The organism is Actinacidiphila yeochonensis CN732 (assembly GCF_000745345.1).
Lineage (GTDB): Bacteria > Actinomycetota > Actinomycetes > Streptomycetales > Streptomycetaceae > Actinacidiphila > Actinacidiphila yeochonensis.
On sequence record NZ_JQNR01000005.1, the window covers coordinates 4696173 to 4719946 of the forward strand.

The window sequence follows — 23774 nt, forward strand, 5'->3', positions numbered from 1 at the left end:
ATGGCGACCCCACCGGCAACCGGCCTTCCCAGGAAGGACGTCGCGGCGCCAGGCGAGGCGACGGCCCGCCCCGCCCGGGGCAACCCGACCAGCGGCGGCTCCAGGACCGGGCGGGTCCTCCGCCGCGCGGCCGGAGCCGTGCTGCGGCCGGCGGCGATCGTCGTCCCGGTCTTCGTGGTCGCGACCTTCGCCACCTTCGCGCTGCGCGCGCTGAGCGGGCTCAGCCCCGCCCGGATCCAGCTCGGCGAGGACGCCACCCCCGAGGCCATCCACCGCGTCGAGTCCCAATGGGGCCTGGACAAGCCCTTCCTGACGCAGTACTGGAACTGGTTCGACGGCGTGCTCCACGGCCACCTCGGCACCAGCTGGGTCAACGGCGCCGACATCTCCACCCTCATCGGGCTCGGCCTCGGGGTGAGCCTGTCCATCGCGCTGGCCGCCCTGGTCGTCGGCGTCGTCGCCGGCTCGGCCCTCGGCGCGCTGGCCGCGCTGCGGCACACCACCTGGATCGACCGCGCCGTCACCGGCTTCACCACCGCGACCTCGGTCATGCCGCCGTTCGTGGTGGGCATCCTCCTCGTCGAGGCGTTCGCGGTCGGGCTGCACCTCTTCCCCTCGGCCGGATACGTGCCGGCCGCGCAGGGGGTCGGCCCCTGGCTGGCGCACATCACGCTGCCGGCACTCGCGCTCAGCTTCGAGGTCGTCGCCGACGTCGCCCGCCAACTGCGCACCAGCCTCATCGCGGCCTACCGGCAGAACTACGTGACGGGCGCGCTGGTCCGCGGCCTCGGCGCCCGGCGGGTCTTCTTCGGGCACGTGCTGCGCAACGCCTCCGGCCCGGCACTGGCCACCCTGGGCCTGAAGTTCCCGTCCCTGGTGGGCGCGTCCGTGGTGACGGAGTGGATCTTCGGCCTCCAGGGCTTCGGCAGGTTCGCCAACGACTCGGCCCAGTCCGGGGACGTGCCGGCGGTGCAGGGCGTCCTGGTGGTGTCGATCGCGCTGGTCGTCGGCTTCAACCTGGTCGTCAACCTGCTGCTGGCGCGGCTGGCGCCCGCGGCCCGGCGGGGGGTGTGACCGTGGTACGCCGCCTGCTCGCCCTGCGCTCCGGCCGCACGGCCGCCGCCGTCCTCACCGTGATCGCCCTGCTCGCGATCCTCGGTCCGCTGCTGGCCCCGCACGCCCCGCTGGCCACCAGCGCGCAGACCCTGGCCGGGCCCTCCGGCTCCCACTGGCTCGGCACCGACTATCTGGGGCGCGACGTCCTCAGCCGGCTCCTGGACGGCTCCCGGGTCAGCGTGCTCGGCTCGCTCGAAGTGGCCCTGGTGGCGCTCGGCGCCGGAGCCGTGCCCGGCATCCTGTCGGTGTACCTCGGCCGGGTCTTCGAATGGGTCACGCTGCGGCTGGCCGACACCCTGGTCGCGCTGCCGTTCCTGCTCTTCGCCGTCGCCGTCATCGCCCTGCTCGGCAACGGGATCACCCAGGCGATGCTGGTCACCGGGGTGCTGCTGGCCCCGCTCTTCTACCGCGTGGCGCGGGCCGCCACCCTGGCCGTGGCCCGCTCGCCGTACGTGGAGGCGGCGGTGATCTGCGGCGCCTCCGCCGGCTGGGTCGTCCGCCGCCACGTGTGGGGCAAGGTGCTGCCGCCGATCGCCGTGGCCTTCGCGCAGACCGTGGGCACCGGGTTCACCATCGTCTCCAGCCTGACCTTCCTCGGCATCGGCGTGCAGCCCCCGCAGGCCACCTGGGGCGGCCTGCTCGCCTCCGACCTGGGCTACCTCAGCTACCAGCCGTGGGCGCCCCTCTTCCCCGCCGCGCTGATCACCGCGACGGTCTGGGCGGCCAACCTGCTCGCCGACGCCCTGCGCGACGTCTCCGGCGCGGCGCCCCGAAAGGCGCCCGCCACCGGCCGCGGCACCACACCCGGCGCGGCCGACGCGCACGACCCCCTGCCCGCGGGAGGGACCCGATGACGACCCTGTTCCAGACCGGCGCCCCCGACGGGAGCCCCCCGCGGGCCGCCGCCGAGGCCGCGGGTGAGGCCGCCGCCGCGCCGGCCCCGGTGCCCGACCCCGGCCCGCCCGTGCTCGCCCTGCGCGACGTGCGGATCGGCGACCGTGCCGCCGGCCGCGAGATCGTCCACGGCGTCGGCTTCGAGCTGACCCCCGGCAAGGCCGTCGGCATCGTCGGCGAGTCCGGCAGCGGCAAGACCCTCACCTGCCGCGCCGCGCTCGGCATCCTGCCGCCGCCTGTCGAGGTCACCGGCGGCACCGTCGCCATCGCCGGGCGCGACATCAGCGGCCTGACCCCGCGCGAGTGGACCCAGGTGCGCGGCTCCGCCGTCAGCGCCGTCTTCCAGGACCCGGCCTCCTACCTGAACCCGTCGATCAGGGTGGGCGCGCAGGTCGCCGAGGTGTTCCGGGTCAAGAAGGGGCTGGGCCGGCGCGAGGCGCGCCGCCGCGCCCTCGACCTGCTGCACGCGGTCCGGCTGCGCGAACCGGAACTCGCCTACGGCCAGTACCCGCACGAGCTCTCCGGCGGGATGCTCCAGCGGGTGCTCATCGCGGCGGCCGTCGCCGCCGAACCGCGCGTCCTGATCGCCGACGAGGCCACCACGGCGCTCGACGCCACCGTCCAGGCCGAGGTCCTCGACCTCCTGGACGACCTGCGCGAGCGGACCGGCCTGGCCCTCGTCGTCGTCTCCCACGACCTGGCGGTGGTCGCCCGGCTGTGCGACGAGATCCTCGTGATGCGCGACGGCGAGGTGGTCGAGCAGGGCCCCGCACAGCAGGTGCTGCACCAGCCGCGGCACCCCTACACCCGGCTCCTGGTCGACGAGCACGAGAGCTACGGGCTCGACCGGTTCCGTACCGAGTGGGAGGCGTCATGACCCCGCAGCCGACCGTACGGCCGGTCGCGAGCACCGACCCGCACCCGAACGCGCACGCGGCGCCGTCCGCGGACGGCGGGGCACCCGCCCCCGTACTGGAGACCGCCGGGCTCGACGTGCACTACGGGCACGGCCGCCGGCGCCGCCGGGTACTGGACGGCGTGTCGCTCACCGTCGCCGCCGGCGAGACCGTCGGACTCATCGGCGAGACCGGCTCCGGCAAGTCCACCCTCGCCCGCGCGGCGCTCGGCCTGGTGCGCCCGTCGGCCGGGTCCGTCCGCGTCGACGGCGAGGAGGTCAGCCGGTACGGCGCCCGGCAGTGGCGGGCGCTGCGCCGCCGCGGGGCGGTCCAGTACGTCTTCCAGGACCCGCTGGGCAGCCTCGACCCCGACCTGCCGGTGATCGACTCGCTGGCCGAGCCGCTGGCCGTGCGCGGCGTGCCGCGCCGGGAGGCCGCCGAACGCGCCCGCGGCTACCTGGAACGGGTACGGCTGTCCGGCGGCCTCGTGGACCGGCTGCCCGGCGAGCTGTCCGGCGGCCAGCGCCAGCGGGCCGCAGTGGCCCGCGCGCTGGTGACCGACCCGCGGCTGGTCATCCTCGACGAGCCGGTCAGCGCGCTGGACGCGGCCAACCGCTCCCAGGTGCTGGAGACGCTGAAGGCGCTGCGCGCCGCCGGCACCGCACTGCTGCTCATCTCCCACGACCTGGGGTCCGTGGCCGGTACCGCCGACCGCGTCGCCGTCCTCTACCGGGGCGCCCTGGTGGAGTGCGGGCCGGTCGCCGACGTGATCGGCCGGCCCCAGCACCCGTACACCCGGCTGCTGGTCGGATCCGCCCCCACGCTGCGCGGCGCCCGCTCCGGCCGCGCCGAACGCGACGCCCTGCGCGCGCTGCTGGACGGCTGACCCCGCACCCCGTACTCCCCGCACCCCGTACTCCGCCGCCCGCCGCGCCGCCGGCGGCCCGACGCACCGACCCCGCCCGGAGCGCCCCCGCGACCCCGGACCGGGCCGACACGAGAGGACCGACCATGACCCGCCCGTCCCGCACCCTCCACCTCGCGCTGCACCCCTTCGGTGTCGGCGGTCCCGGCCAGCACGGCCTGTGGAAGGACCCGCGCGTGGCGAAGAACGCCAGCATCGACATCAACTACTACATCCGGCAGGCGCAGGCCGCCGAACACGCCCTGTTCGACGCCCTGTTCATCGTCGACAGCCAGTTCATCAACGCCACCTACCCGGCCCACTACCTCAACCGGCTGGAGCCGCTGACCCTGCTCTCCGCCGTCGCCACGCACACCCGGCACGTCGGGCTGGTCGGCACCGCCAGCTCGACGTACAACTCGCCCTTCAACCTCGCCCGCCGGTTCGCATCCCTGGACCTCATCAGCGGCGGCCGGGCCGGCTGGAACGTCGTGACCAGCTTCGACACCGGCACCTCCCGCAACTTCGGACTCGACGAGCACCTCGACTACGCCACCCGCTACGGCCGCGCGCTGGAGTTCGTGCAGGTGGCCCGCGGCCTGTGGGACTCCTACGAGGACGACGCGTTCCCAGCCGACGTGGAGCGCGGTGTCTTCCTCGACCCGGCCCGGCTGCACGCCCTCGACCACGAGGGGGAGCACTTCAAGATCGCCGGGCCGCTCAACATCTCCCGCTCCCCGCAGGGCCAGCCGGTCATCTTCCAGGCCGGCGTCTCCGAGGAGGGCCGCGACCTCGCGGCACGGGTCGCCGAGGGCATCTACGCGCCCGGCGGCAGCCTGGAGCAGGCCCGGGAGTACTACGCCGACGTCAAGCGGCGCACCGCCGCCCACGGACGCGACCCCGAGCACCTCAAGATCCTCATCCACGGCGCGCCCGTCGTCGCCGCCACCGACGAGGCCGCGCGGCGCCGGGAGCGGGAGATCTTCGACGAGGACACCGACTACGAGCGCAGCCTCGCGCTGCTCGGACGGTCCTTCGGCGCCTACGACTTCAGCGTCCACGACCCGGACGCGCCCTTCCCGGACGTCGCCCACCTCGCCGAGAAGGGCGGCCGGACCGGCGCCGCCAAGCTCATCGAGCGCGCGACCGCCGAGAAGTTGACGTTGCGTCAGGTCGTCGAGTCCCTGGCGGCGTTCCGCCGGTCGCCGTTCGTCGGGGCGCCGGAGACCGTCGCCGACAGCATCCAGAGCTGGTTCGAGGCGGGCGCGTTCGACGGCGTCAACCTGGCCTTCCGCACCACCGAGGACCTCGACCTGTTCGTCGACGGCGTGGTCCCGCTGCTCCAGAAGCGCGGCCTCTTCCGCACCGAGTACACCGCCGACACCCTGCGCGGCCACCTCGGGCTGCCCGTTCCCGCCAACCGCCACACCCGCGAGCGCCAGCTCGCGGCCCACTGAACCGGCGATGGGGGAGACCGGCACCGTGTCCGACACCGTCCAGTACACCGACCACCACGCCCCCGAGGGGCTGACCGTCCGGGGCACCGTCCTCGTCGTCCCCGGCAGAGGCGAGAGCGCGGCCACCTACCAGCGGCTCGGCCGGCGGCTCGCCGCCGACGCCTACCACGTCCGGGTGGTCCCGCCCCCGGACCTCGCTGCCGGGCCCCTGGACGTCGCCCTGGACGGGTTCGGCGCCGCACTCGCCGCCGCGGCGGAGACCGCGGGACCCGCCGGTCCGGCCCGGCCGCTCGCCGTGCTGGGGGCCGACACCGGGGCACTGGCGACCGCCGCCCTGCTCGCCGGGGTCCGGCCGCCGGCCGAACTACGGCCCGAAGCGGTCGTGCTGGCCGGGCTGCCCGGCCGGGCCGGCACGACCGCGCCGGCCGGCGGCTGGGAGGAGGAGCTCGACCTGCGCACCGCCTGCCCCACGCACCGCCGCACCCTCACCGAGGACGCCGACGTGCGCCGCGGCGCGCTCGGCGCCCCCGTCCCCGAGGCGCTGCTCGCCGCCGTGTACGACGGCGCCCCCGACGTCCCCGCGCTGCTGCTGGCCGGCGACGCCGACCCGCTCGCCGACCAGGACGCGCTGGGCCGGTGGGCCGCCGAACTGCCGCGCGCCCGGTTCTCCGTGGTGCGCGGAGGCCACCACGACGTCCTCAACGACGTGCAGCACCGGTCGGTGGCCGCCGAGATCGTCACCTTCCTGGAGACGGTCCGCGACGGCCTGGTGCCCGTGGTCACGGTCGCGTCGAGCACCTGGTGAGCGGCGCCCCGCCGTACGGCCGTACCTGACACCCACCGGCGCCCACCGCCCCGCCGAACCCGTCAGCCCGATGAAAGGACCTCGCATGGCCGCCATCCTGTCCGTGTCCGCCAGTCCCTCCGCCACCTCCCGCACGGCGCGGCTGCTGCGCCACCTCGACCAGCGCCTCAGGGACGAGGGCCACGAGGTGACGGCGCTCGACGTGCGCACGCTGCCCGCCGAGGCGCTGCTGGGCGCCGACACCGCGCACCCGGCCATCGCCGAGGCCGTCGACCTCTTCGCGCGGGCCGACGGCGTGGTGGTCGGCACGCCCATCTACAAGGCCGCGTACTCCGGCCTGCTGAAGACGCTGCTGGACCTGCTGCCCCAGCACGCCCTCGCCGGCAAGACGGTGCTGCCGCTGGCCACCGGCGGCAGCACCGCCCACGTCCTGGCGATCGACTACGCCCTGCGCCCGGTGCTCAGCTCGATGGGCGCCGGCCACATCGTCCCTGGCTGGTTCACCCTCGACAGGGACATCACCGCCGTGGAAGGCGGCGTCACGGTGGCGCCGCAGTCCGCGCAGGCCCTGGCCGACGCGGTCGACCGGTTCACGGTGGCCCTGAGCCGGGCCCAAACCCCCTACGGCCAGCCGCAGTTGGCCGCCGCCGGGTGACGAGGGGCGGGCTGCGGCCGGTTCCGGGCCGATGGCAGGGGCGTCGCCCGCCGGTGAAGTGCGGTGAAGTGCGGTGAAGTGCGGTGAAGGCCGGCGGCAGCGGCGGATGTGACGAGCCGTCAGGTCGATGTGGGAGCCCTGCTCCCGGCCGCACGCGGTGAGGTCCGGGAACGGCGGAGGTGCCCGCCGTTCCCGGACCTCGTCCGCGCCTCCGCGCGACCGAGGGGTTACCTCCCCGCCGCCTCCGGCCGCGCCGCGGGCTCGGCCGGAGCGGGCCGGGACGGAGGCGGCACGAAGTCCTTCTGCCGGATGAGGACGGCGCTCAGCACCGCCGACACCGCCGCCACGCCCGCGCCGATCCACAGGATCAGGTTGAGGCCGCTGGCGAACCCGTGCTGATCCGCGCGGGAGGTGAAGACGGTGCCCAGCACGGCGATCGCGGTGGCGAGCCCGACCTGCCGGGCGGTGGCGTTCACCCCCGAGGCGGCACCGGCCCGCGCCGGGACGACGACGCCGACGGCGGTGGAGGCGAGCGGCACGGTGACCATCCCGGCGCCCGCCCCGGAGACGATCATCCCCGCCAGCAGGTGCGTCCACCGCGACGAGTCCGTCACCCCGCTCATGAGCGCGATGCCGACGGCGACGAGCACGAAGCCCGCGCTGATCATCACCTTGACGGGCACGGCCGAGCTGAGCCGCCCCGCCGTCGTCGAGGCGACGAACATCGCCCCGGTCAGGGCCAGCAGCCGCAGGCCCGCCTGGGCAGGCGAGAAGTGCAGCTGCTGCTGGAGGTACAGCACCAGGTACGTGATCAGCGCGTAGATCGACGCGTTGAGGCCGAAGGCGGCGACCAGACCGCCGTTGAACGTCGGCTTGCGGAACAGCGAGAGGTCCAGCATCGGGTGCGCCCGGCGCCGCTCCAGCAGCGGGAACGCGGCCAGCAGCACCGCGGCCGCCGCCAGCGCCGCCCACACCTTCGGCTGCGACCAGCCGTCGGAGGCGCTGATCAGGCCGTACAGCAGCAGCGTCAGTGCCGCGCCGAACACCGCGAAGCCGGGCCAGTCCGGGCTCGCTGCCGCCGGATCGCGCGACTCCGCGAGCCTGAGCAGGGTGACGGCGACGACGGCGGCGCCGATCGGCACGTTCACCCAGAAGATCCACCGCCAGCTCAGGCCGCTGGTGATGGCCCCGCCGAGCACCGGCCCGACGGCGACGGCGATGCCGAGGACGCCGCCGTAGACACCGAAGGCCAGGCCGCGCTCCCGGCCCTGGAACGCCTCGCTGAGCAGCGCCAGCGAGGTCGCCCAGACCACCGCGCCGCCTGCGCCCTGCCCGGCCCGGGCCAGCGACAGGAACAGCGGTCCGGTGGCCAGTCCGCACAGCAGCGAGCCCGCGGTGAAGACCGCGGTGCCCACCGCGTACAGCCGCCGCCGGCCCCACAGGTCGGCCAGTGAACCGCCGGTCAGCAGCCCGGCGGCCAGGGCCAGGGCGTAGGCGTCGATGACCCATTGCAGGTCGGACAGCGAGGAGTCGAAGTCGGACCCGATGTCGGGCAGCGCCACGTTCACGATGGTGATGTCCAGGACCAGCATGAACACCCCGGCCACCACGGCCGTGAGTGTCCACCATTTGCGTGCCATGCGGTTCTTCCCTCCGTTTCCGGGCATACGGGACCGCCCCGACGGCCCGGGTGCGGGCGGCCGCTCGCCTCCGCGCGGGGTGGCGGGGCGGGGCGCGGGCGGTGGACGCGGGCGGCGGGCCGCCGCCCGCGTCAGGTAAGGGCCAGCTCCCGGCGTACCAGCGGCACCACCTCGGTGGCGAAGCGCTCCCGGACCTCGGCCCGGTCCAGGCCGAACGCCACCGGGAAGGTGAATCCGGCGCGCACCACGGCGAGCAACTGCTCGGCCACCGCCTCGGAGGAGCCCGCCACCGCGCGCGGCCGCGGGCCCGACCGGTCGTCCAGGACCACCTGGACGTTGCAGGCACAGGTCACGGCATCGGGGTCGCGCCCCGCCCCGGACGCCGCGTCGCGCACCTGGCGGCGCAGTTCGGCCGCCCGTTCGAGGTCCATGCGCTGGAGCGACGGCAGCCAGCCGTCGGCGAGCCGGCCGGTGACCGCGAGCGCCCGGGGGCCGTACGTGCCCAGCCACACCGGGATGGCGGCCTCAGGGCGCGGCTCGATCCGCGCGTCCCGTGCCGTGAAGTGGCGTCCGTCGAACGTGGTCGACGGCTGCCGCCACAGCGAGGTGATGAGGCGCACCGCCTCCTCCAGGGCGGCGACCTTCTGCCCGGGGGTACGCACGGCCAGGCCGAACGCGGCGAACTCCGCGTCGTAGCCGCCGTTCCCCAGACCCAGGACCAGCCGCCCGCCGGAGAGCCGGTCCAGCGTCTCGGCCATCTTGGCCAGCACGGCGGGGGAGCGGTAGGGCAGCCCGAGCACGTCGGTGGCCACGGTGATCCGCTCGGTGGCCGCGGCCAGGAAGCTCAGCGCGGTCCACGGTTCCCACGTGGGCCGGCCGCCGTGCAGGTGGTCGCTGATCGCGAACAGGTCGAAGCCGAGCCGTTCGGCGTGCCGGGCCTCCTCCACCAACTGGTCGGGATCGGGGCCCTGGTGGTGCGCGCCCAGGCCGAAGCCGAGGTGCTGTCCGGTGACGCTGCTCATCGGGCGGTTCCTCTCGCGCGGTCGACGGGTGCCGGCCCGCGGCACGGGCGGCCCGCGCCGACCGCTCCTCCCGGCGGACGCGCTCACCGGCGCACGGGTGGGTCAGTAGGGTGCCGAACGTGACATGCCGGGGCCCGTGCGCCACGTCCGCTGACGGTGTGCAAGGCTGAAAGTAAAGTACAACGTGCATGGCAAAAATGACAACGGCGCCAAGTCCGCCCAGTTGAGCGGCTGTTGGCCGCCGAAGACCGGCAACCGATGACGAGACACCGAGTACCCGGAGGCACCCGCTGAGCACCACATCCCCCGCACCCGGCGAGCGCTCGGCCGCCGCCTCCGGGACGTCCCCGAGGACCGGCGGCCGGGCGGCCAAGCGCCGCGCGGTCACCGAGGGCGCGCGCACCGTCTTCGGCCGCGAGGGCTACAGCCGGACGAGCATCGAGGCCATCGCCGCCGAGGCCGGCGTGTCCACCCGCACCATCTACAACCACTTCGAGGGCAAGGAGCAGTTGTTCTCCGAGGTGGTCCACGACAGCGCGAGCCAGGTGGCCGACGCCTTCGTGCGGCGGGTGGAGAAGGAGCTGGCCGGAGCCGACCCGCGGGCCGACCTGATCGCCCTGGGGTGCGCCTTCGTCGGCCAACGCACCCAGTTCCCCGAGCACTTCGCGATGATCCGGCAGATCAAGGCCGAGGTACGACACTTCCCCGCGAGCGTCATCGACGCCTGGCAGCAGGCCGGGCCGGCCCGGGTGCAGGGTGAGGTGGCCCGCCGGCTGGAGCAGCTGTCCGCGCGCGGCGTGCTGCGCGTGGCGGACCCGGCACGCGCCACGGTCCACTTCATCGCGCTGGTGACCTCGGAGATCACCATCCGCCCGGTGGGCAGCCCGCCGCCCGGCCCGGACGAGGCGCACGCCTGCGTCACCCGCGCGGTCGACGCCTTCCTCCACGGCTACGGCACGGGCGAGGGACCGGTGCGCGGCTAGCGCCGCGACCGGCAAGGTTCGCCCCGCTCGCCGCCCTGGTAAGGGCTGTCGCCGCGTCGGCCGAAAACCCGCGTCGTCCACTGCGAGGGCTTCCGGCCGCCGTGCGATCGCCCGCACCAGGACCTCGCCACCGGGCAGACCTCGCCGGTCACGGCACCAGTGGCTACGGGCCGGGGGAGCGGGCGGGACGGTCGCGGGCGCTCCCGCCCCGCCCGGGGCGGCGCGGACCCCGGCACGGCTCGGCGCCGGACCACCGGGGCACCCGCCACCGGGCCGTGTCCCGTCCCTTTCCGCGGCCCCGCCACCCTGTCGTTCCGTCCGGCGGTCGTCGCCCGTCAGTCCCAGGTGGTGAAGAGCACTCCGCCCAGCTGGGTGACGCCGTGGTGGCGGATTTCGGACCACTCGACCCGGGCGAGGTCCGAGGTGTCGGCTTCCGTGAGAGGGGCGGTGAGCCGCGCGCGATCGAGCACGACGAAGCCGAAGCCGGCGAAGGCGCGTGCCCACGGCGGGGGTGCGAGGAACTCCTCGGTGTACCAGTCCAGGCGCTCCCGAGCGAAGGCGATCCAGGGGTGGTGGGCGTGGCACAGGACGACGTGCTCGCCCGTGCCGTCGACGACTGTCGCGGTGTGGAACGTGCGGGGGTACGCCCGCGGCTCCAGCGCGCCCACCGTACCCCTGGCGGCGCGGGCGGCCGCGTACAGCGCGGAGCGAAGGGTCGGAAGGCCGGTCTCGGGAAGCGGGCCGTCCCGCGGGCGGAAGAAGCCCGTGGCTCCGCGCGGCACCGTGAAGCCCGAGCCCTCGTCGTCGGCCATGCGCCGAACCCCCCGTGGATTTCGTACGGTCCCGAGCGGTCGCCCCGCGCGGCGCGGTCCTGCTCCCGCACTCCGGCGATCACGATGTCCGCAACTGCCGGTCCCGGCCGGACGTTCCGGAGCGGGCGGCAGAGCCCGGCGCCGACGAGCGCGGCGGGGCCGGGCCTGCCGCCCGGCGGCTCAGAACCGCAGGACCGCGGCCACGTGCCCGGAGCCCTCCAGCGTCCCGTCCGGTACGAAGTGCACCCGGGCGCCGGTGTCCAGGGCCTGCTCGGCGATCTCGTCCACGATGTCGTCGCGCGCGCCGCGCTCCGCGGCCCCGGCCGGCACCAGGTGCTCGCCGTCGTCGCGGACCGTCGCGCGGAAGCCGTCCTCGATCGCCACCAGCGCGGCCCGGCGCTCGACGACCGACTGCCACACCTCGTCCACGCCCCCGGCGAACGCCTTCCGGCCGCGGGCCCGGTCCAGGTCCGCCAGGACCGCCGCCACCTGCGCCTCGTCCCGTTCCCGGTCGGCCTGCCGGACGGCCTCGCCCAGCGCCTCGGCCGGCCCGCCGGCCAGGCCGCCCTGCGACACGCGCGCCACCGCCTCCTTCACCAGCGGCCCCACCTCGTCCAGCGCGGCCAGCGCCGCCACGTCGCCGACCACGTACAGCGGACGGGGGTCGGCCGCCAGCACCGCGTTGGCCGCCTCGGTGACCTCCCGCAGGTAGGTCCGGGTGTCCTCGTCCCGGAACGTGCTCGGCGTGTCGCCGATCTGCTCCTGCCGCTCCGGGTCGAAGTCGACGGTGGGGCGGCGCACCGGGAACGGGCCCTTCTCCGGCTGCGGCGCCTGGTGCCGGCTGCCGCTCCACATCGTCGCCACGTCCGCCGACAGCGCCAGCACCCAGTAGGGGCGGCTCGCCGCGTGCGCGGCCACCAGGTTGCGGGTGAGGAAGGTCTGGGCGAGGAGCACCCGCTCGGGCACCGAGCGCTCCAGCGACCACACCTGGTGCTCGCCCGGCGCGGCGAAGATCGCCAGGCCGTCCTCCGCGTACACCAGGTCCACCTCGCTCATCGCCTGGTCGAGCTGGCCGATGACGTCGATCCGGTCCGACCGGGAGACCTCCGGGTCGTTGTGGACGGCGTTCTTGGCCTCCTCCAGCAGGTTGCGCAGCCGGACGGAGTCCTGGGCGTTGTCCGGCTGGCGGCGGTGGGTGGGCAGCAGCACCGACACCGCCGGGTACTTGCGGGGGCGGCGCAGTTCGGCGAGGGCGGCAGGGGTCAGCGGCTGGTGCATCGAAGGCATCGAACTACCTCTCCGGCGTCCCCCGGGCCATCTGGGCGAGTCGTCCTGTCCTTTCCTGGATATAGCAAGAAGCCGATCCCCGCAGCCCCAGCGGGACGCCGGTGCCGCGCCGCCCGCCCGGCCCGCGCCCGCCCGCCTCGTGCCGTCCCCGCCCTCCGGCCCGCCACCGCGGCGCCCGCCCGCCGCTCACCCGGTCGGGCCACCGCGGCTGCGCCGCCCACCCCCGCCGCGCAGCCTGGTGGGGCCGGACGCGGCAGCAGGCCCCGCCCGCCGAGCCAGGAGGTCACCGTTGAGTCGCAACCGCCGCCCACGTCCCGCCCGGTCCCGCGCGCTGACCGCGGGGCTGCTCGTCACCGCCTGCGCCGTGTCGGTGGCCGCCCTGGCCGGCTGCGGCGACTCCGGTTCGGGCAACCCCTCGCCGCCCGCCGCGGCCGGCACCTTCAGCGGCACCAACGTGCCCTCCGTGCTCAACTCCCTGCTGGCGTCCGGCAGGGCCGCGGCCTCCTCCGCCGCGGCCTCCATCAGCGACGCGGCCGCCAGCTTCGAGGCCTCGGTCGAGGCCAACGTGGGCAGGTCCTCCAAGGCGGCCAGGGACGCGCTGGCGAAGGTGTCGGGCAAGGGCAACGCGATCAAGGACGTCAGCATCAGCGGCCTGCCCAAGGCCGAGTCCGGCGGCACCCACACGGTCATCGTGAACATCACCAACCGCACCAGCTCCAAGGCCTCCTTCGCCGTCGAGGTCCAGTTCGCGAACTCCGACGGCAAGATCGTCGACAGCACCGTGGTGGGCGCCCCGAACCTGAAGGCGGGCGACACGGCCCACCCGCTGGCCTTCTCGCTCAAGGACATCTCCAAGACGCTCTTCCCGCGCGTGGCCAAGGCCCAGCGGTACACCACGCCCACCCAGCAGTGACCCGGCGCTGCCGGGCCGGCTAGGGACCGACGCCGCCGAGGCCCCGCGCGCCGCTTCCGGAGGCCGCTCCTCCGCCCCCTGCCGGTGGCTTGCCCGCGGTGGTGTGCGAAGCTGCCCGCACCTATGGGGAGGGGCGCGGCGGTGGTAGGACGATCGGACCGGCTGGCGGCGGGACCGCCCGGTCGCCGGCGGGACGGCGGACGGCTCCTGGACGCCGGCGGGGCGGCGCTGGCCGTCCTGGTCGTCGCGGGGGTCTGCGTCGCGGCCCTGGTACTGCGGCCGGGCACCCCGCTGCACGTGCGCGGGCGCGGCCCGCTGGGCGGCAACGGCGCCGTGGTGGTTGCCGGCGCCCTGGTCTGCGCGGCCGTCGCGTTCCCCGTGTGCCGGCGGCTGCGCGAGCGCTTCACCCCGGCGTACCTGCCCGAGGCGTCGGCCCGCCAGCGGCTGGCCGACGTCGTCCGCTGGGTGCTGACCGGCGCCGCGCCGGCCCTGGCGCTGCTCGTCCTCGTCCTCCACCGCTTCAGCCCGAAGGCGCGCCACGTGGAGCCCGTCCGCGCGCGGCGGGTCAGCACCCTGCCCCTCGTCAGCGCCACCGCCACCCCGTCGGCACACCCGCTGGACGGCACCGGGCCGGCCTGGGTCGGGAGGCTCTTCGCCGTCGCCGGCACGCTGGCCGTGCTCGCCGTGGTGGTCCTCATCGGCTTCGCGCTGTGGGTGCTGCTGCGGTCGCTGCCGCGTCGGCGGGCGGCGGCGTCCCACGGCGGCTTCAGCGTCCTCGACGACGAGCAGGCGCGGCTCGCCGACGCGGTGGACTCCGGACGCCGGGCGCTCCTGCTCGGCGACGACGCCCGCGCGGCGGTCATCGCCTGCTACGCGGCCATGGAGGAGTCGCTGGCCGCCTCCGGCGTCGCCCGGCGCCACTCCGACAGCCCCCAGGACCTGCTGGAACGGGCCGTCGGCAGCGGCCTGCCCGCCGCCACGGCCGCGGCGGCCCTCACCGACCTCTTCCGCGAGGCCCGCTACTCCACCCACCCCATGGACGACGGCCACCGCCACCGGGCGTCCGAGGCGCTCGCCGAGATCGCCGCGGGCCTCGCCGACCAGGCCGGGGCAGACGCCGACGCCGACGCCGACGCCGACGCCGATGCCGGGGCCCGGGCCGGAGCGGGAAGCCGTGCCGACGGCCAGGCCGCACCGCCCGCCGGAGGCCGCCCGTGACGCCCCGCACGCCGCCCCGACCCCGCCCGGTGCCTCGGCCACCGCGGCGCCGGCCTCCGCCGCGCGGCAGGAGGCCGCCCCGCCCGCCGCCCGCCCGCCTCCCGGCCCGCCGCGGTCGGTCCCGCACCCGGGCGGGGGACCGACCTCGGACGGGTGACCGATCCCGGCGTGGCGTCGACCCGTTTCAGCGTGGCCGTGCTCGCCGGGTGCGCCACCCTGGCCTGCCTGCTCGTCGGCCTGGCCGACGGCCTCGCCGCCGCGGCCTCCTGCCTGGCCCTGCTGACCGTGGGCGGCCTCGCCGTGCTCCGCTACGCCGCGGGCGCCGCCGCCCAGGACAGCGGCCTGCGCAAGCGGGTACGGCTGCTCGGCGGCCGCGCGCCGGCGCTCGGCGAGTGGCGGCGCACCGTCGAACACGCCCTCGGCGCCGGGGGCGAGGTCTACTTCGCCACCGGCCTGCGACCCCAGCTCCAGCGGGTGTTCGCCGCCCGCCTGGCCGAACGCCACGGCGCCGACCTCTACCGCGACCCGGCCGGCGCCCGCCGCCTGGTCGGCGCCGAGCTGTGGCCGTGGCTCGACCCGCAGGCCCCGCCGCCGCAGCCCCGCCTGCCCGAGCCGGTCCTGCGGGCGCTGCTCGACCGCCTCGACGCCCTGTGACGTCCCTCCGGGCATCCCTGGACCGCCCGCGTGCCCGCGCCCACCCGAGCCCCGGCACCCCGCCCGGCCGCAGCCCGGCCAACAGCGCGACGCCGCCCTCCGACCCGAGCCACCGACCCGACCCCGCCCACGGCACAGTGAGGACCCGACCGTGACCAGCCCCGACCCCGCCACCGCCCGCGACGCCATGACCCCGCAGCAGGCGGGGGAGCGGGCCGCCGCCGTCCTCGACGAAGTCCGCACCGCCGTCGTCGGCAAGCCCGAACCGCTGGCCCTGGTGATGCTCGGCGTCCTGGCCGGCGGGCACGTCCTCATCGAGGACCTGCCGGGCCTCGGCAAGACCCTGCTGGCCCGCTCCTTCGCCACCGTCCTGGGCCTGGACTTCCGCCGCATCCAGTTCACCCCCGACCTGCTGCCCTCCGACGTCACCGGCGCCCCCTTCTACGACCAGTCCACCGGCGAGATGGTCTTCCGCCCCGGGCCCGTCTTCACCCACCTCCTGCTCGCCGACGAGATCAACCGCACCCCGCCCAAGACCCAGGCCGCGCTGCTGGAGGCCATGGCCGAGGCGCAGGTCTCCGTCGACGGCAGCACCCGCCCGCTGCCCGACCCGTTCGTCGTCATCGCCACCGCCAACCCCATCGAGTACGAGGGCACCTACTCCCTCCCCGAGGCCCAGCTCGACCGGTTCCTGCTGCGCACCCGCATGGGCTACCTCACCGCGGAGCAGGAGGCCGGCATGCTGCGCGCCCGCGTCGGCCGCGCGGCGCCCGAGGCGACCGTCCGCACCCTGTCCGGCCCCGCCGAGGTACTGGCCATGCGCGCCGCCGTGGAGCGGGTCGAGATCGACGAGGACCTGCTCGGCTACGCGGTCGCCCTGGTCGGCGCCACCCGGGGCCACCAGCACGTCCAGGTGGGCGCCTCGCCGCGCGGCGGCCTGGCGCTGGTGCAGCTGGCCCGCGCCCGCGCCCTGCTCGACCGGCGCGACTACACCACCCCCGAGGACGTCAAGGCCGTGGCCGTCCCCGCGCTGGCCCACCGCATCACGCTCAAGCCCGAGCTGTGGGTGCGGCAGATCGACGCCGACGACGTCGTCCGGGAGATCGTGCGGTCCGTCCCCGCGCCGGAGACGATGCCGCGCGCCGCCGTCGCCTCATGACGGCCCCGACCCCCGGCACCGATCCCATTCCCGCACCCGCACCCGTACCCGAGCCAATGCCCGTACCCGATCCCGTACCGGCCATGGGGCCCGGCCGGCCGGCCGGCGCGGTGGAGCGGGCCCTGGGCGGAGCCGCAGGAGCGGCCGGAGCCGCCGGGACGGCGGCGGTGGACGGCGACGCGCACGCCGGGCCCCCTCGCCGCCGCCGGCCGGCTGGCGGGCGGCCGAACGCACCCTGGGCCGGGCCACCGTCGCCGCCACCGCGCTGGCCGCGGCCCTGCTCACCGGCCACGCCTGGCTGCTGGCCACCGCCGCGGCGCCGCTGGTGCTGCTGGCGCTGTCGCTGCCGCGCGGGCCGCGCCCCCGACGGGTGGAGACCTCCGTCGAGGCCGACGCGCGCCGCGTCTTCGAGGGCGAGGCCGTCACCGTCCGGATCACCGTGGCCCACGACGGCGCCCCCTGCCGCCTCGACCCGGGCGTGACCCCGGGCCCGGGCCTGCGCCTGGACCACCTGTCGGTGGGCAGCGCCCGGATCGAGCTGCGGCTGACCGCCGAACGCTGGGGCCGCTGGTCGCTGGGCACCGTGGACGTCGACCTCTACGACTCCGGCGGCGCCGCGCGCCGGACCGTACGCGTCGACCTCGGCGAGGTCGCCGTCTTCCCGCTGCCCAGCGCCGCCGGGCTGACCCCCATCCCGGTGCGGCTGCCGCAGCGGCTGGGCGAGCACGCCTCCGCCCAGCGCGGCGAGGGCGTCGAGGTCACCGGCGTCCACCCCTACGCGCGCGGTGAGCGCCAGCGCCGCGTCAACTGGCCCGCCACCACCCGCCGCGGCACCCTTCAGCTGCACCAGTTCGCCGCCGAACGGGCCGCCGACACGGTCGTCCTGCTCGACGCGACCACCGACGTCCGCGACCCCGCGACGGGCACGTCCTCCCTCGACGAGACCTTCCGCGCCGCCGCCGGACTGGTCCGCGCCTACCTGCGCACCCACGACCGGATCGGCGTGGTGTCGATCGGCGGCACCGTGCGCTGGCTGCAACCCGGCAGCGGCCAGGGCTACTTCTACCGGATCGTGGAGAGCGTGCTGGAGGTCCGCAAGGACCTCGCCCACCGGGGCCAGGGCCTGAACAGCCTGCCGCCGCCCGCCCTCCCGCAGGGCGCCCTGGTCTACGTCATCACGCCGCTGGCCGACCAGCGCATCCTCGACGTGCTCCACCAGGTGCGGGCCCGGGCCAATCCGATGGTCGTGGTGGCCGTGCCCACCGGCGACCCGCCCGTCGAACGCGGCGACCGCCACGGCGAACTCGCCCTGCGGCTGTGGCGGGCCAACCGCGACGCCATCCGCTTCGCCCTGACCGAACGCGGCATCGCCGTCGTCTCCCACGAGCCCGGCCGGACCCTCGACCTGGCGCTGGCGCCGCTGCTGCGCACCCGTATCCGCGGAGGTTCCCGATGACCACGCCCACCCGTACCGCCCGGGCCGCGCGGTGAGGGCCCCGGACCGGACCGCCGACCGGCTGCTCGGCGCCGCCCTCGCGGTGGCCGCCGGCGACCCGGCCCGGCTGTCGCACGAGGGCCCGGGGCGCTGGGCGCAGGCCGCCCTGCTGGCGCTCCTCGCGGCCGTCGCCTGGTGGGCGGCGCCGATGACCGACGAGCGGCCCGTGGCGAGTTCGCTGCGCTGGCCGACCCTGGCCCGGCGCCGCCGCAACACGCTGCTCGCGGCCGGCGCGGTCGTCGTGGCCGCCCTGACCGACCCTCCGGTGTGGGACGCGGCGTGCGTCACCGCGCTGCTCGCCGCGTACCTGCTGGCCACGGACGCCTGGACCAGCGGCCTCATCGCGCCCGCCCCCGCCGCCCCCGCTCGGCGCGGCGGCCGGCACCGCGGCCGCCTGCGCGGTGGTCTTCCTCGCCGCCCGCGTACCGCTGCACGGCACCTCGTGGGAGCGGCTGCCCGCCGCGCTCGCGGTCACCGCCACGGTGACGTGCCTGGCGCTGGCGCTGAGGCACCGCGCCGCGTCCGGCGGGCCGCCCGCCCGCGCGGCCGAGCCCGCGCCGCCCGTCCTCCCGGCCGGACGGTCCGGCCGCCACAGGTGACGTCGGCTCGGCGCCGGCGGCACCGCTCCACGGCGCGGCAGGGGGCGTCCGCGGCTGCCCGTGGGCCGGACGGCGTCACCGGGCGCGTCCGTCAGGGTGGTCGTGGCCGTGAGCCGCTCCACGGCGCCCAGGGCCGCCGCTAGGTTGCTGGCGGACGGAGCAGGCTCACGCGAAGGAGGCGCCCATGACCATTCCCGCGCTGGACCACTCGACGACCGGCTACTGCCTCCCACACGCCTACTGGATGGCCCGGGCGGCCGGGCTGGCGGCACTGGACCGGGCCGACATCGAGGCCCAGGCCCCCGCCTGGGGCTTCGGTGAGGTGCGGTACTTCGAGTCGACGCACAAGATGCCCTTCCCGATCGAGGACACCCAGGCGTACGTCATGGCCAGTGACCGCATGATCGTCACGGGCTTCCGGGGGACCGAGGTGGAGAAGATCCGCGACTGGCTCACCGACGTGGACACCCCGCCCGTTCCCGGACCGGGGAACAGGGGCTTCGTCCACTACGGCTTCCACCAGGCCCTGGAGTCCGTCTACCCCGAGGTCCGCGACACCATCCTGGAGCTGCGCGACAACGGGCAGAGCGTCTGGTTCACCGGCCACAGCCTCGGCGCGGCGCTGGCGATGCTCGCCGGTGCGCGCATGTACTTCGAGGAGCCCCACCTGCTCGCGGACGGCGTCTACACCTTCGGCCAGCCGCGCACCTGCGAACGGCTGCTCGCCGCCGCCCACAACAAGGCGTTCGCCGAACGCTGCTACCGCTTCGTCAACAACAACGACATCGTTCCGCACCTGCCGCCCGAGCCCGCGTACACGCACGTCGAGGCGCTGCGGTACTTCGACGCCGACGGCGGGCTGCACACCGTCATGCCGCTGATCGCTACGGTGCGGGACCGGGTGAAGGGCGTGGGCGAGGATCTCTTCGCCCCCGAGACCGACGCCATCAAGGACCACCACCTGCTGAACTACGTGGCCGCGTTCGAGCGGAACCTCGCCCGGACCGGCTGAGCGGCCCGGGAGGAGGACCAGGCCGGTCGCCGCGGCGCGCGGGCGGCACGGGGATCCGCCGGTCCCCGATCCGAGCAGGTCGGCAGCGTGCTCACGGCACCGCGGACTGCCCCACCCGGAACTCCGCAGCGCGGCGTGTCCGGCGATCCCGCGTGCGTCGATGCGGGCCGGCGGCGATGTGGGCCGCAGATCGCGCGGTACGCCGCTGCCGTGCACCGGCCGCCCGAGGCCGGGTTGTCGTCCGGGCGGTTGAACCGCCCGGACGACGGGGTTCGCGGCGCGGCGCGGCGCCGGAGCAGCCGAGTGGGTTCCCATCCCGGTTGCTCCGGCGCCCTGGACGCATCCTGTCCGGCACGCGACACGCGACACGCGGCACGGCAGCGGCAGCGGCAGCCGGCTCAGCCGACCGCGTCGACCGCCGTCCTGGCCGCGGCCACGATGTCGGGGGCGGTGACGAAGTACGTGTCCGCGTCCGCCGAGGAGGCCGCCGCGCCCATGGGCACCCACGTTCCGCCGTGGCGGACGGGGGCCGCCCGCTTCGCCGACAGGTGGACCGCGCCGACCCCGGCGACGGCCAGCGCCGCCACGTCCTGCGGGCGCACGCCCCCGCCGGCCATCACCTCGACGCCGGGCACGGCGGCCGTGATCGCCCCGAGCGTGGCGGCGCCGTCCAGCGCGCTCGGCGCGCCGCCCGAGGTGAGGATGCGGGTGATCCCCAGCGAGGCGGCGGCCACCGCCGCGGCCACCGGGTCGGCGGCCTGGTCGATGGCCCGGTGCAGGGTGACGTCGACCGGCCGGCCGGCCGCCGCCCCGGCCTCGCGGGCCGCGTCGACCAGCCGCCGCATCGCCTCCGAGTGCAGCGAGCCGTCCGCGTCGAGCACGCCGACGACCACGCCGGCCGCGCCGGCGGCGACCACGGAGCGCACCTCGGCCGCCATCAGCGCGACCTCCTCCGCGTCGTGCACGAAGTCGCCCGGACGGCACCGGACGAGGACCTGCACCGGCAGACCGGTCGCCGCGGTGGCCGCGACCATGGCGTCCGAGGGGGTCACCCCGCCGAGTTCCAGCGCCGAGCACAGCTCGACCCGGTCGGCGCCGCCGTCCCGGGCCACCCGGGCGCCGGCCGGGCCGGTCACCGCGATCTCCAGCGCGAGCCGGGCGCCGTGGGGCCGACCGGCCGGCGCGTCGGCCCGCGGGTCCTGAGCCGACCCGCTCACTCGTCGTCCCCGGTGAGGGGCTGGTCCGAGGGGGCGATGATGCGGGCGGTCAGGTCGGGGTCGGCCATCTCCGCGTCGAACGGGAACATCGGGCGGCGGATGCGGTGGTGGCCCAGGCGCACGAGGTCCTGGTCGACGCCGCCGGGGGTGAGCGCCATCTTCCAGTCGGCGGACATGTCGTAGAGCTCGGGCTCCAGGTAGCCGATCTTGACGATGACGACGTCCGCGCCGCGCGGGTCGAGCGCCAGGTCGGTGAAGTCGTGCTCGTGGTGGTACGGCTTGCGCAGCGCGGTGATGATCACGTGCACGCTGCCGACCCGCAGGACGACCTCGGTCTGGGCGTCGCGGTCGCCGTGGCGCACCGCGTGGACGACACCGGTCATGGTCAGCGGTCCGGAGTGGCGGTCGTCGACCTCGGCGCCCGCGGTCACCGTCACGGTCGCGCCGACGCCGGCCTCGACCGCGGCGCGCACCGCCGAAGGACCGGGCACGGACGCGTAGATGACGGTCGGGCCGTCGGCCTCGCGGAACTCCGGCCGGGCCAGCAGCTGGGTGAGCCCCCAGGTGACGTCGCCGGCGCCGCCGGCGGTGGGGTTGTCACCGGTGTCGCTGATGAAGTACGGGCGCGCCGAGGAGGCCAGGGCCTCGTCGAGGCACTCGGCGAGCGTCCCGGTGGGGGCGACGAACTCGAAGTCGCGCCGGGCCTCCCAGAAGCCGCGGGCCAGCCGCTCCGCGCCCTGGGCCACGGCCTCCTCCGAGGTGCCGGTGACCGCCACGACCGCGCGGTTGCGCGGCTCGTCGGCCCAGGCGTAGCCGACCCAGATCGCCGCGTCGATCACGCCGTCCATCGCCTCCACCTCTTCCACGGCCGCGTAGACGCTCTTGGCCGGCTCGATCCGGGTGGAGGTCTGCTCGCCGGCCAGCAGCACCGGCACCGGCACCCACGCCTTGACCGGGCGGGGCGCGCCCGCGACGAGGAGGTCCACCAGGTTGCGGACGGCCCGCTCCTTGGTCTCCATGTGGTCCTCGTGCGGGGCCATCCGGTAGCAGGTGATGAGGTCGCTGCGGTGCGCCAGCTCGCGCGAGACGTTGCCGTGCAGGTCCATGGAGGTGGACACGATCACGTCGGGGCCGACGGTCTCCCGGATCCGGGCCAGCAGGAGGGCCTCGGCGTCGTCGATGCCCTCGACCGTCATCGCGCCGTGGATGTCGTACCAGAGGCCGTCGAGGCGGGGCATGGCGGCCAGCCGCTCGATGAGCTCGTCGGAGAGCTCCGCGAACGCCTCGGCGGTGACCATGCCGCCGGGCAGCGACTTGCCGACGAGCGCGCCGTGCCACTCGGCGGCCTCGCGCAGCGGCGCGCCCTTGTCGAGGAAGGGGTAGCGGCCCATGACCTCGTCGCCGCGCGACGGGTGGAAGGCCGGTGCCTTGGTGCGGGCGGGCGAGAACGTCGACGACTCGATGCCGAGGCCGGCGATGGCGATCACGGGGCGGGCGACGGCGGTGCGGGGTTGCGACATGGCTCCTCCAGCGGGTGGTCGGTGAACGGGTGGGGCGGTCGGCGTGGGGGCGTGCCGCATGGGGGCGGTCGGCGTGGGGGTATGCGGCGTGGGGTGGGGGTGCGGAGTGGGACGGGCGGTTCCCGGGGCCCGCCGAAGGGGTTCAGACGCCGCCGGGTACGGGGCCGCGCTGCCCGGCGGGCAGCGGCGGGCCGGACGGGCCGGGTCGGCCGCGTCGTGCAGGGCCCGCGCGACGGCGCGCTGGAGAGCGAACAGGCCGGCGCCGAACAGGCCGGCGTCGGCGCCGAGGCTGGCCCGCTCGATGGCCAGGTGCTCGGTCACCAGGGGATGGCAGCCCTCGTAGAGCTGGCTGCGGACGGCCGCCACGAAGGGCTCCAGAGTGGAGAGGATGCCCCCGAGGTAGACGGCGTCGGGGTTGAAGAAGTTGACGTTCGCGGCGAGCACCGTGCCCAGGTAGCTGCCGGCCTGCCGTACCGCCCGGGTGGCCAGCGGGTCGGCGTCCGAGACCAGCCGTACGACGTCGTCCAGCTCCGCCACCGGGGCGCCGCGCTCGCGCAGGACGCGGACGAGCGAGGCGCCGGAGGCGACCGTCTCCAGGCAGCCGGTGTTGCCGCAGGAGCACGGGGTGTCGCCCGCCTCGGCGATCCGGACGTGGGTGATGTCGCCGGCCGCCCCCGTGGCGCCGCGGTAGAGCTTTCCGTCGGCGATGATGCCGGTGCCGATCGCGGACCCGATCTTGACCATGATCGACTGGCGGCGCTCGGCCGGCTGGACGGCGTGCTCGCCGACGGCCATGCAGTTCGCGTCGTTCTCCACCGCCGCCGGGACCCCGAACCGCTCCTGGAGCCAGCCGGCCACCGGGAAACGGTTCCAACCGGGCATCCGGGAGGGCAGGGTGACCGCGCCGGACTGCACGTCCACCGGGCCGGGTAGCGAGAACCCGATCCCGCGCAGCCGGTCCCGGCCGTGGCGCTCGGCCAGCTCCTCCAGCGTCCGCGCGAGCTGCGGGAGCGCCGCCTCGGGGCCGTCGGCGATCATGAACGGCACGGTGGCCACGTCGGTCAGCTCACCGCCGGGCAGGACCACGCCCACCCGCGCGTGCCGGCCGCCGAGGTCGGCGGCGACGGCGAACTCGTCCCGGGTGCCGATCCGCAGCACCTTGCGCGGGCGGCCGCCGGTGGAGGCCCGGGTGCCCTGCTCGGCGACCAGACCGCGGCCGACCAACTGGTTGACCGTGAGCGAGATGGTCGACGGGGAGGCACCCAGAAGATTGGCGAGTTCGGTGCGCGAGGTCCCCTGGCCGGAGGCGATGAGTTCCAGGACGCGCTCGGCGAGAGAGGCTGAGCCCTTGGCGCCGTTGCGCTGTACGGGACTTACGTCGGGCATGGACGGACTTACTTCCGACAAAGGGCGGGTGGATGGCCAAGACAGTACGCCCGGATCACGGAGCAAGGAAGTGGCGCACGCCACACCGACCCTCCGCCGTACCCCCGGAAACCCCGTAACCACGGCGTTT

At 76.0% G+C, this 23774-nt stretch carries 21 protein-coding genes and 1 pseudogene; 15 read left to right on the forward strand and 7 right to left on the reverse strand.

Annotated features, from left to right (window positions below; genetic code table 11):
- The 7 genes from BS72_RS31130 to ssuE all read left to right on the forward strand — a co-directional run bounded on the left by BS72_RS31130 (position 1) and on the right by ssuE (position 6727).
- On the forward strand, positions 1 to 1074 hold the full coding sequence (locus tag BS72_RS31130) for an ABC transporter permease (RefSeq protein WP_051951869.1): 1074 nt from the start codon (positions 1 to 3) through the stop codon (positions 1072 to 1074).
- A 2-nt stretch (positions 1075 to 1076) separates the two neighbouring features.
- The gene (locus tag BS72_RS31135; protein ID WP_037915303.1) at positions 1077 to 1970 is read left to right on the forward strand and encodes an ABC transporter permease; all 894 of its coding nucleotides are present in this window, start codon (positions 1077 to 1079) and stop codon (positions 1968 to 1970) included.
- Complete coding sequence (locus BS72_RS31140) at positions 1967 to 2887, forward strand: ABC transporter ATP-binding protein (protein WP_037915306.1); 921 nt, start codon at positions 1967 to 1969, stop codon at positions 2885 to 2887. The genes BS72_RS31135 and BS72_RS31140 overlap by 4 nt, the downstream gene beginning before the upstream one ends.
- Positions 2884 to 3792 carry an ABC transporter ATP-binding protein gene (locus BS72_RS31145; RefSeq protein WP_051951870.1) on the forward strand — a complete coding sequence of 303 codons (909 nt, stop codon included), beginning with the start codon at positions 2884 to 2886 and terminating at the stop codon, positions 3790 to 3792. Before BS72_RS31140 ends, BS72_RS31145 begins: the two co-directional genes overlap by 4 nt.
- A gap of 125 nt (positions 3793 to 3917) precedes the next feature.
- Positions 3918 to 5267: an LLM class flavin-dependent oxidoreductase gene (locus tag BS72_RS31150; RefSeq protein ID WP_037915307.1), complete on the forward strand. Its 1350-nt coding sequence runs from the start codon at positions 3918 to 3920 to the stop codon at positions 5265 to 5267.
- A 7-nt stretch (positions 5268 to 5274) separates the two neighbouring features.
- Positions 5275 to 6072: an alpha/beta fold hydrolase gene (locus BS72_RS31155; protein WP_051951871.1), complete on the forward strand. Its 798-nt coding sequence runs from the start codon at positions 5275 to 5277 to the stop codon at positions 6070 to 6072.
- 85 nt (positions 6073 to 6157) lie between these two features.
- Positions 6158 to 6727: an NADPH-dependent FMN reductase gene (ssuE, locus tag BS72_RS31160; RefSeq protein ID WP_037915309.1), complete on the forward strand. Its 570-nt coding sequence runs from the start codon at positions 6158 to 6160 to the stop codon at positions 6725 to 6727.
- A gap of 227 nt (positions 6728 to 6954) precedes the next feature.
- On the opposite strand, the gene BS72_RS31165 is transcribed toward ssuE, so the two are convergent.
- Both BS72_RS31165 and BS72_RS31170 read right to left on the reverse strand, forming a co-directional pair.
- Positions 6955 to 8367 carry an MFS transporter gene (locus tag BS72_RS31165; RefSeq protein WP_037915312.1) on the reverse strand — a complete coding sequence of 471 codons (1413 nt, stop codon included), beginning with the start codon at positions 8365 to 8367 and terminating at the stop codon, positions 6955 to 6957.
- Positions 8368 to 8498: 131 nt separating this feature from the next.
- Entirely contained in the window at positions 8499 to 9389 is an 891-nt protein-coding gene (locus BS72_RS31170) for an LLM class flavin-dependent oxidoreductase (RefSeq protein WP_051951872.1), read from the reverse strand.
- A 290-nt stretch (positions 9390 to 9679) separates the two neighbouring features.
- Between BS72_RS31170 and BS72_RS31175 the strand changes: the two genes are divergently transcribed.
- Entirely contained in the window at positions 9680 to 10372 is a 693-nt protein-coding gene (locus BS72_RS31175; protein WP_051951873.1) for a TetR/AcrR family transcriptional regulator, read from the forward strand.
- Positions 10373 to 10707: 335 nt separating this feature from the next.
- Here BS72_RS31175 and BS72_RS31180 read toward each other — a convergent pair whose 3' ends face one another.
- Positions 10708 to 11184, reverse strand: a complete 477-nt coding sequence (locus BS72_RS31180) for a hypothetical protein (RefSeq protein ID WP_037915315.1) — start codon at positions 11182 to 11184, stop codon at positions 10708 to 10710.
- A gap of 180 nt (positions 11185 to 11364) precedes the next feature.
- Positions 11365 to 12462: a baeRF3 domain-containing protein gene (locus BS72_RS31185; protein WP_037915317.1), complete on the reverse strand. Its 1098-nt coding sequence runs from the start codon at positions 12460 to 12462 to the stop codon at positions 11365 to 11367.
- Positions 12463 to 12760: 298 nt separating this feature from the next.
- Between BS72_RS31185 and BS72_RS31190 the strand changes: the two genes are divergently transcribed.
- The 7 genes from BS72_RS31190 to BS72_RS31225 all read left to right on the forward strand — a co-directional run bounded on the left by BS72_RS31190 (position 12761) and on the right by BS72_RS31225 (position 19521).
- Positions 12761 to 13384, forward strand: coding sequence for a hypothetical protein (locus tag BS72_RS31190; RefSeq protein WP_037915320.1), 624 nt, complete (start codon positions 12761 to 12763; stop codon positions 13382 to 13384).
- 141 nt (positions 13385 to 13525) lie between these two features.
- Positions 13526 to 14602 carry a DUF4129 domain-containing protein gene (locus BS72_RS31195; RefSeq protein ID WP_063836171.1) on the forward strand — a complete coding sequence of 359 codons (1077 nt, stop codon included), beginning with the start codon at positions 13526 to 13528 and terminating at the stop codon, positions 14600 to 14602.
- Positions 14603 to 14770: 168 nt separating this feature from the next.
- Positions 14771 to 15256, forward strand: a complete 486-nt coding sequence (locus BS72_RS31205; RefSeq protein WP_157856371.1) for a hypothetical protein — start codon at positions 14771 to 14773, stop codon at positions 15254 to 15256.
- Between the two features lie 187 nt (positions 15257 to 15443).
- Positions 15444 to 16415: an AAA family ATPase gene (locus BS72_RS31210; protein ID WP_037918550.1), complete on the forward strand. Its 972-nt coding sequence runs from the start codon at positions 15444 to 15446 to the stop codon at positions 16413 to 16415.
- A gap of 325 nt (positions 16416 to 16740) precedes the next feature.
- Entirely contained in the window at positions 16741 to 17871 is a 1131-nt protein-coding gene (locus BS72_RS31215; RefSeq protein WP_232792595.1) for a DUF58 domain-containing protein, read from the forward strand.
- 31 nt (positions 17872 to 17902) lie between these two features.
- Positions 17903 to 18652: a hypothetical protein gene (locus BS72_RS31220; protein ID WP_051951875.1), complete on the forward strand. Its 750-nt coding sequence runs from the start codon at positions 17903 to 17905 to the stop codon at positions 18650 to 18652.
- A 41-nt stretch (positions 18653 to 18693) separates the two neighbouring features.
- Positions 18694 to 19521 carry a lipase family protein gene (locus tag BS72_RS31225; protein WP_051951876.1) on the forward strand — a complete coding sequence of 276 codons (828 nt, stop codon included), beginning with the start codon at positions 18694 to 18696 and terminating at the stop codon, positions 19519 to 19521.
- A 398-nt stretch (positions 19522 to 19919) separates the two neighbouring features.
- Here BS72_RS31225 and BS72_RS31230 read toward each other — a convergent pair whose 3' ends face one another.
- The 3 genes and pseudogenes from BS72_RS31230 to BS72_RS34975 form a co-directional block, all read right to left on the reverse strand.
- Positions 19920 to 20738: a copper homeostasis protein CutC gene (locus tag BS72_RS31230; RefSeq protein WP_051951877.1), complete on the reverse strand. Its 819-nt coding sequence runs from the start codon at positions 20736 to 20738 to the stop codon at positions 19920 to 19922.
- Positions 20735 to 22258, reverse strand: a complete 1524-nt coding sequence (locus tag BS72_RS31235; protein WP_037918563.1) for a M81 family metallopeptidase — start codon at positions 22256 to 22258, stop codon at positions 20735 to 20737. The genes BS72_RS31230 and BS72_RS31235 overlap by 4 nt, the downstream gene beginning before the upstream one ends.
- 195 nt (positions 22259 to 22453) lie before the next feature.
- Positions 22454 to 23644: pseudogene (locus BS72_RS34975) on the reverse strand (ROK family protein); the annotation flags it as partial.
- Positions 23645 to 23774: the final 130 nt, after the last annotated feature.

Excerpts from the sequence above, each read along its gene's own strand:
- BS72_RS31130 (WP_051951869.1), top strand. The coding sequence starts at position 1 with ATGGCGACCCCACCGGCAACCGGCCTTCCCAGGAAGGACGTCGCGGCG.
- BS72_RS31140 (WP_037915306.1), top strand. The coding sequence starts at position 1,967 with ATGACGACCCTGTTCCAGACCGGCGCCCCCGACGGGAGCCCCCCGCGG.
- BS72_RS31145 (WP_051951870.1), top strand. The coding sequence starts at position 2,884 with ATGACCCCGCAGCCGACCGTACGGCCGGTCGCGAGCACCGACCCGCAC.
- BS72_RS31150 (WP_037915307.1), top strand. The coding sequence starts at position 3,918 with ATGACCCGCCCGTCCCGCACCCTCCACCTCGCGCTGCACCCCTTCGGT.
- BS72_RS31155 (WP_051951871.1), top strand. The coding sequence starts at position 5,275 with ATGGGGGAGACCGGCACCGTGTCCGACACCGTCCAGTACACCGACCAC.
- ssuE (WP_037915309.1), top strand. The coding sequence starts at position 6,158 with ATGGCCGCCATCCTGTCCGTGTCCGCCAGTCCCTCCGCCACCTCCCGC.
- BS72_RS31165 (WP_037915312.1), bottom strand. The coding sequence starts at position 8,367 with ATGGCACGCAAATGGTGGACACTCACGGCCGTGGTGGCCGGGGTGTTC.
- BS72_RS31170 (WP_051951872.1), bottom strand. The coding sequence starts at position 9,389 with ATGAGCAGCGTCACCGGACAGCACCTCGGCTTCGGCCTGGGCGCGCAC.
- BS72_RS31180 (WP_037915315.1), bottom strand. The coding sequence starts at position 11,184 with ATGGCCGACGACGAGGGCTCGGGCTTCACGGTGCCGCGCGGAGCCACG.
- BS72_RS31185 (WP_037915317.1), bottom strand. The coding sequence starts at position 12,462 with ATGCACCAGCCGCTGACCCCTGCCGCCCTCGCCGAACTGCGCCGCCCC.
- BS72_RS31210 (WP_037918550.1), top strand. The coding sequence starts at position 15,444 with ATGACCCCGCAGCAGGCGGGGGAGCGGGCCGCCGCCGTCCTCGACGAA.
- BS72_RS31225 (WP_051951876.1), top strand. The coding sequence starts at position 18,694 with ATGACCATTCCCGCGCTGGACCACTCGACGACCGGCTACTGCCTCCCA.
- BS72_RS31235 (WP_037918563.1), bottom strand. The coding sequence starts at position 22,258 with ATGTCGCAACCCCGCACCGCCGTCGCCCGCCCCGTGATCGCCATCGCC.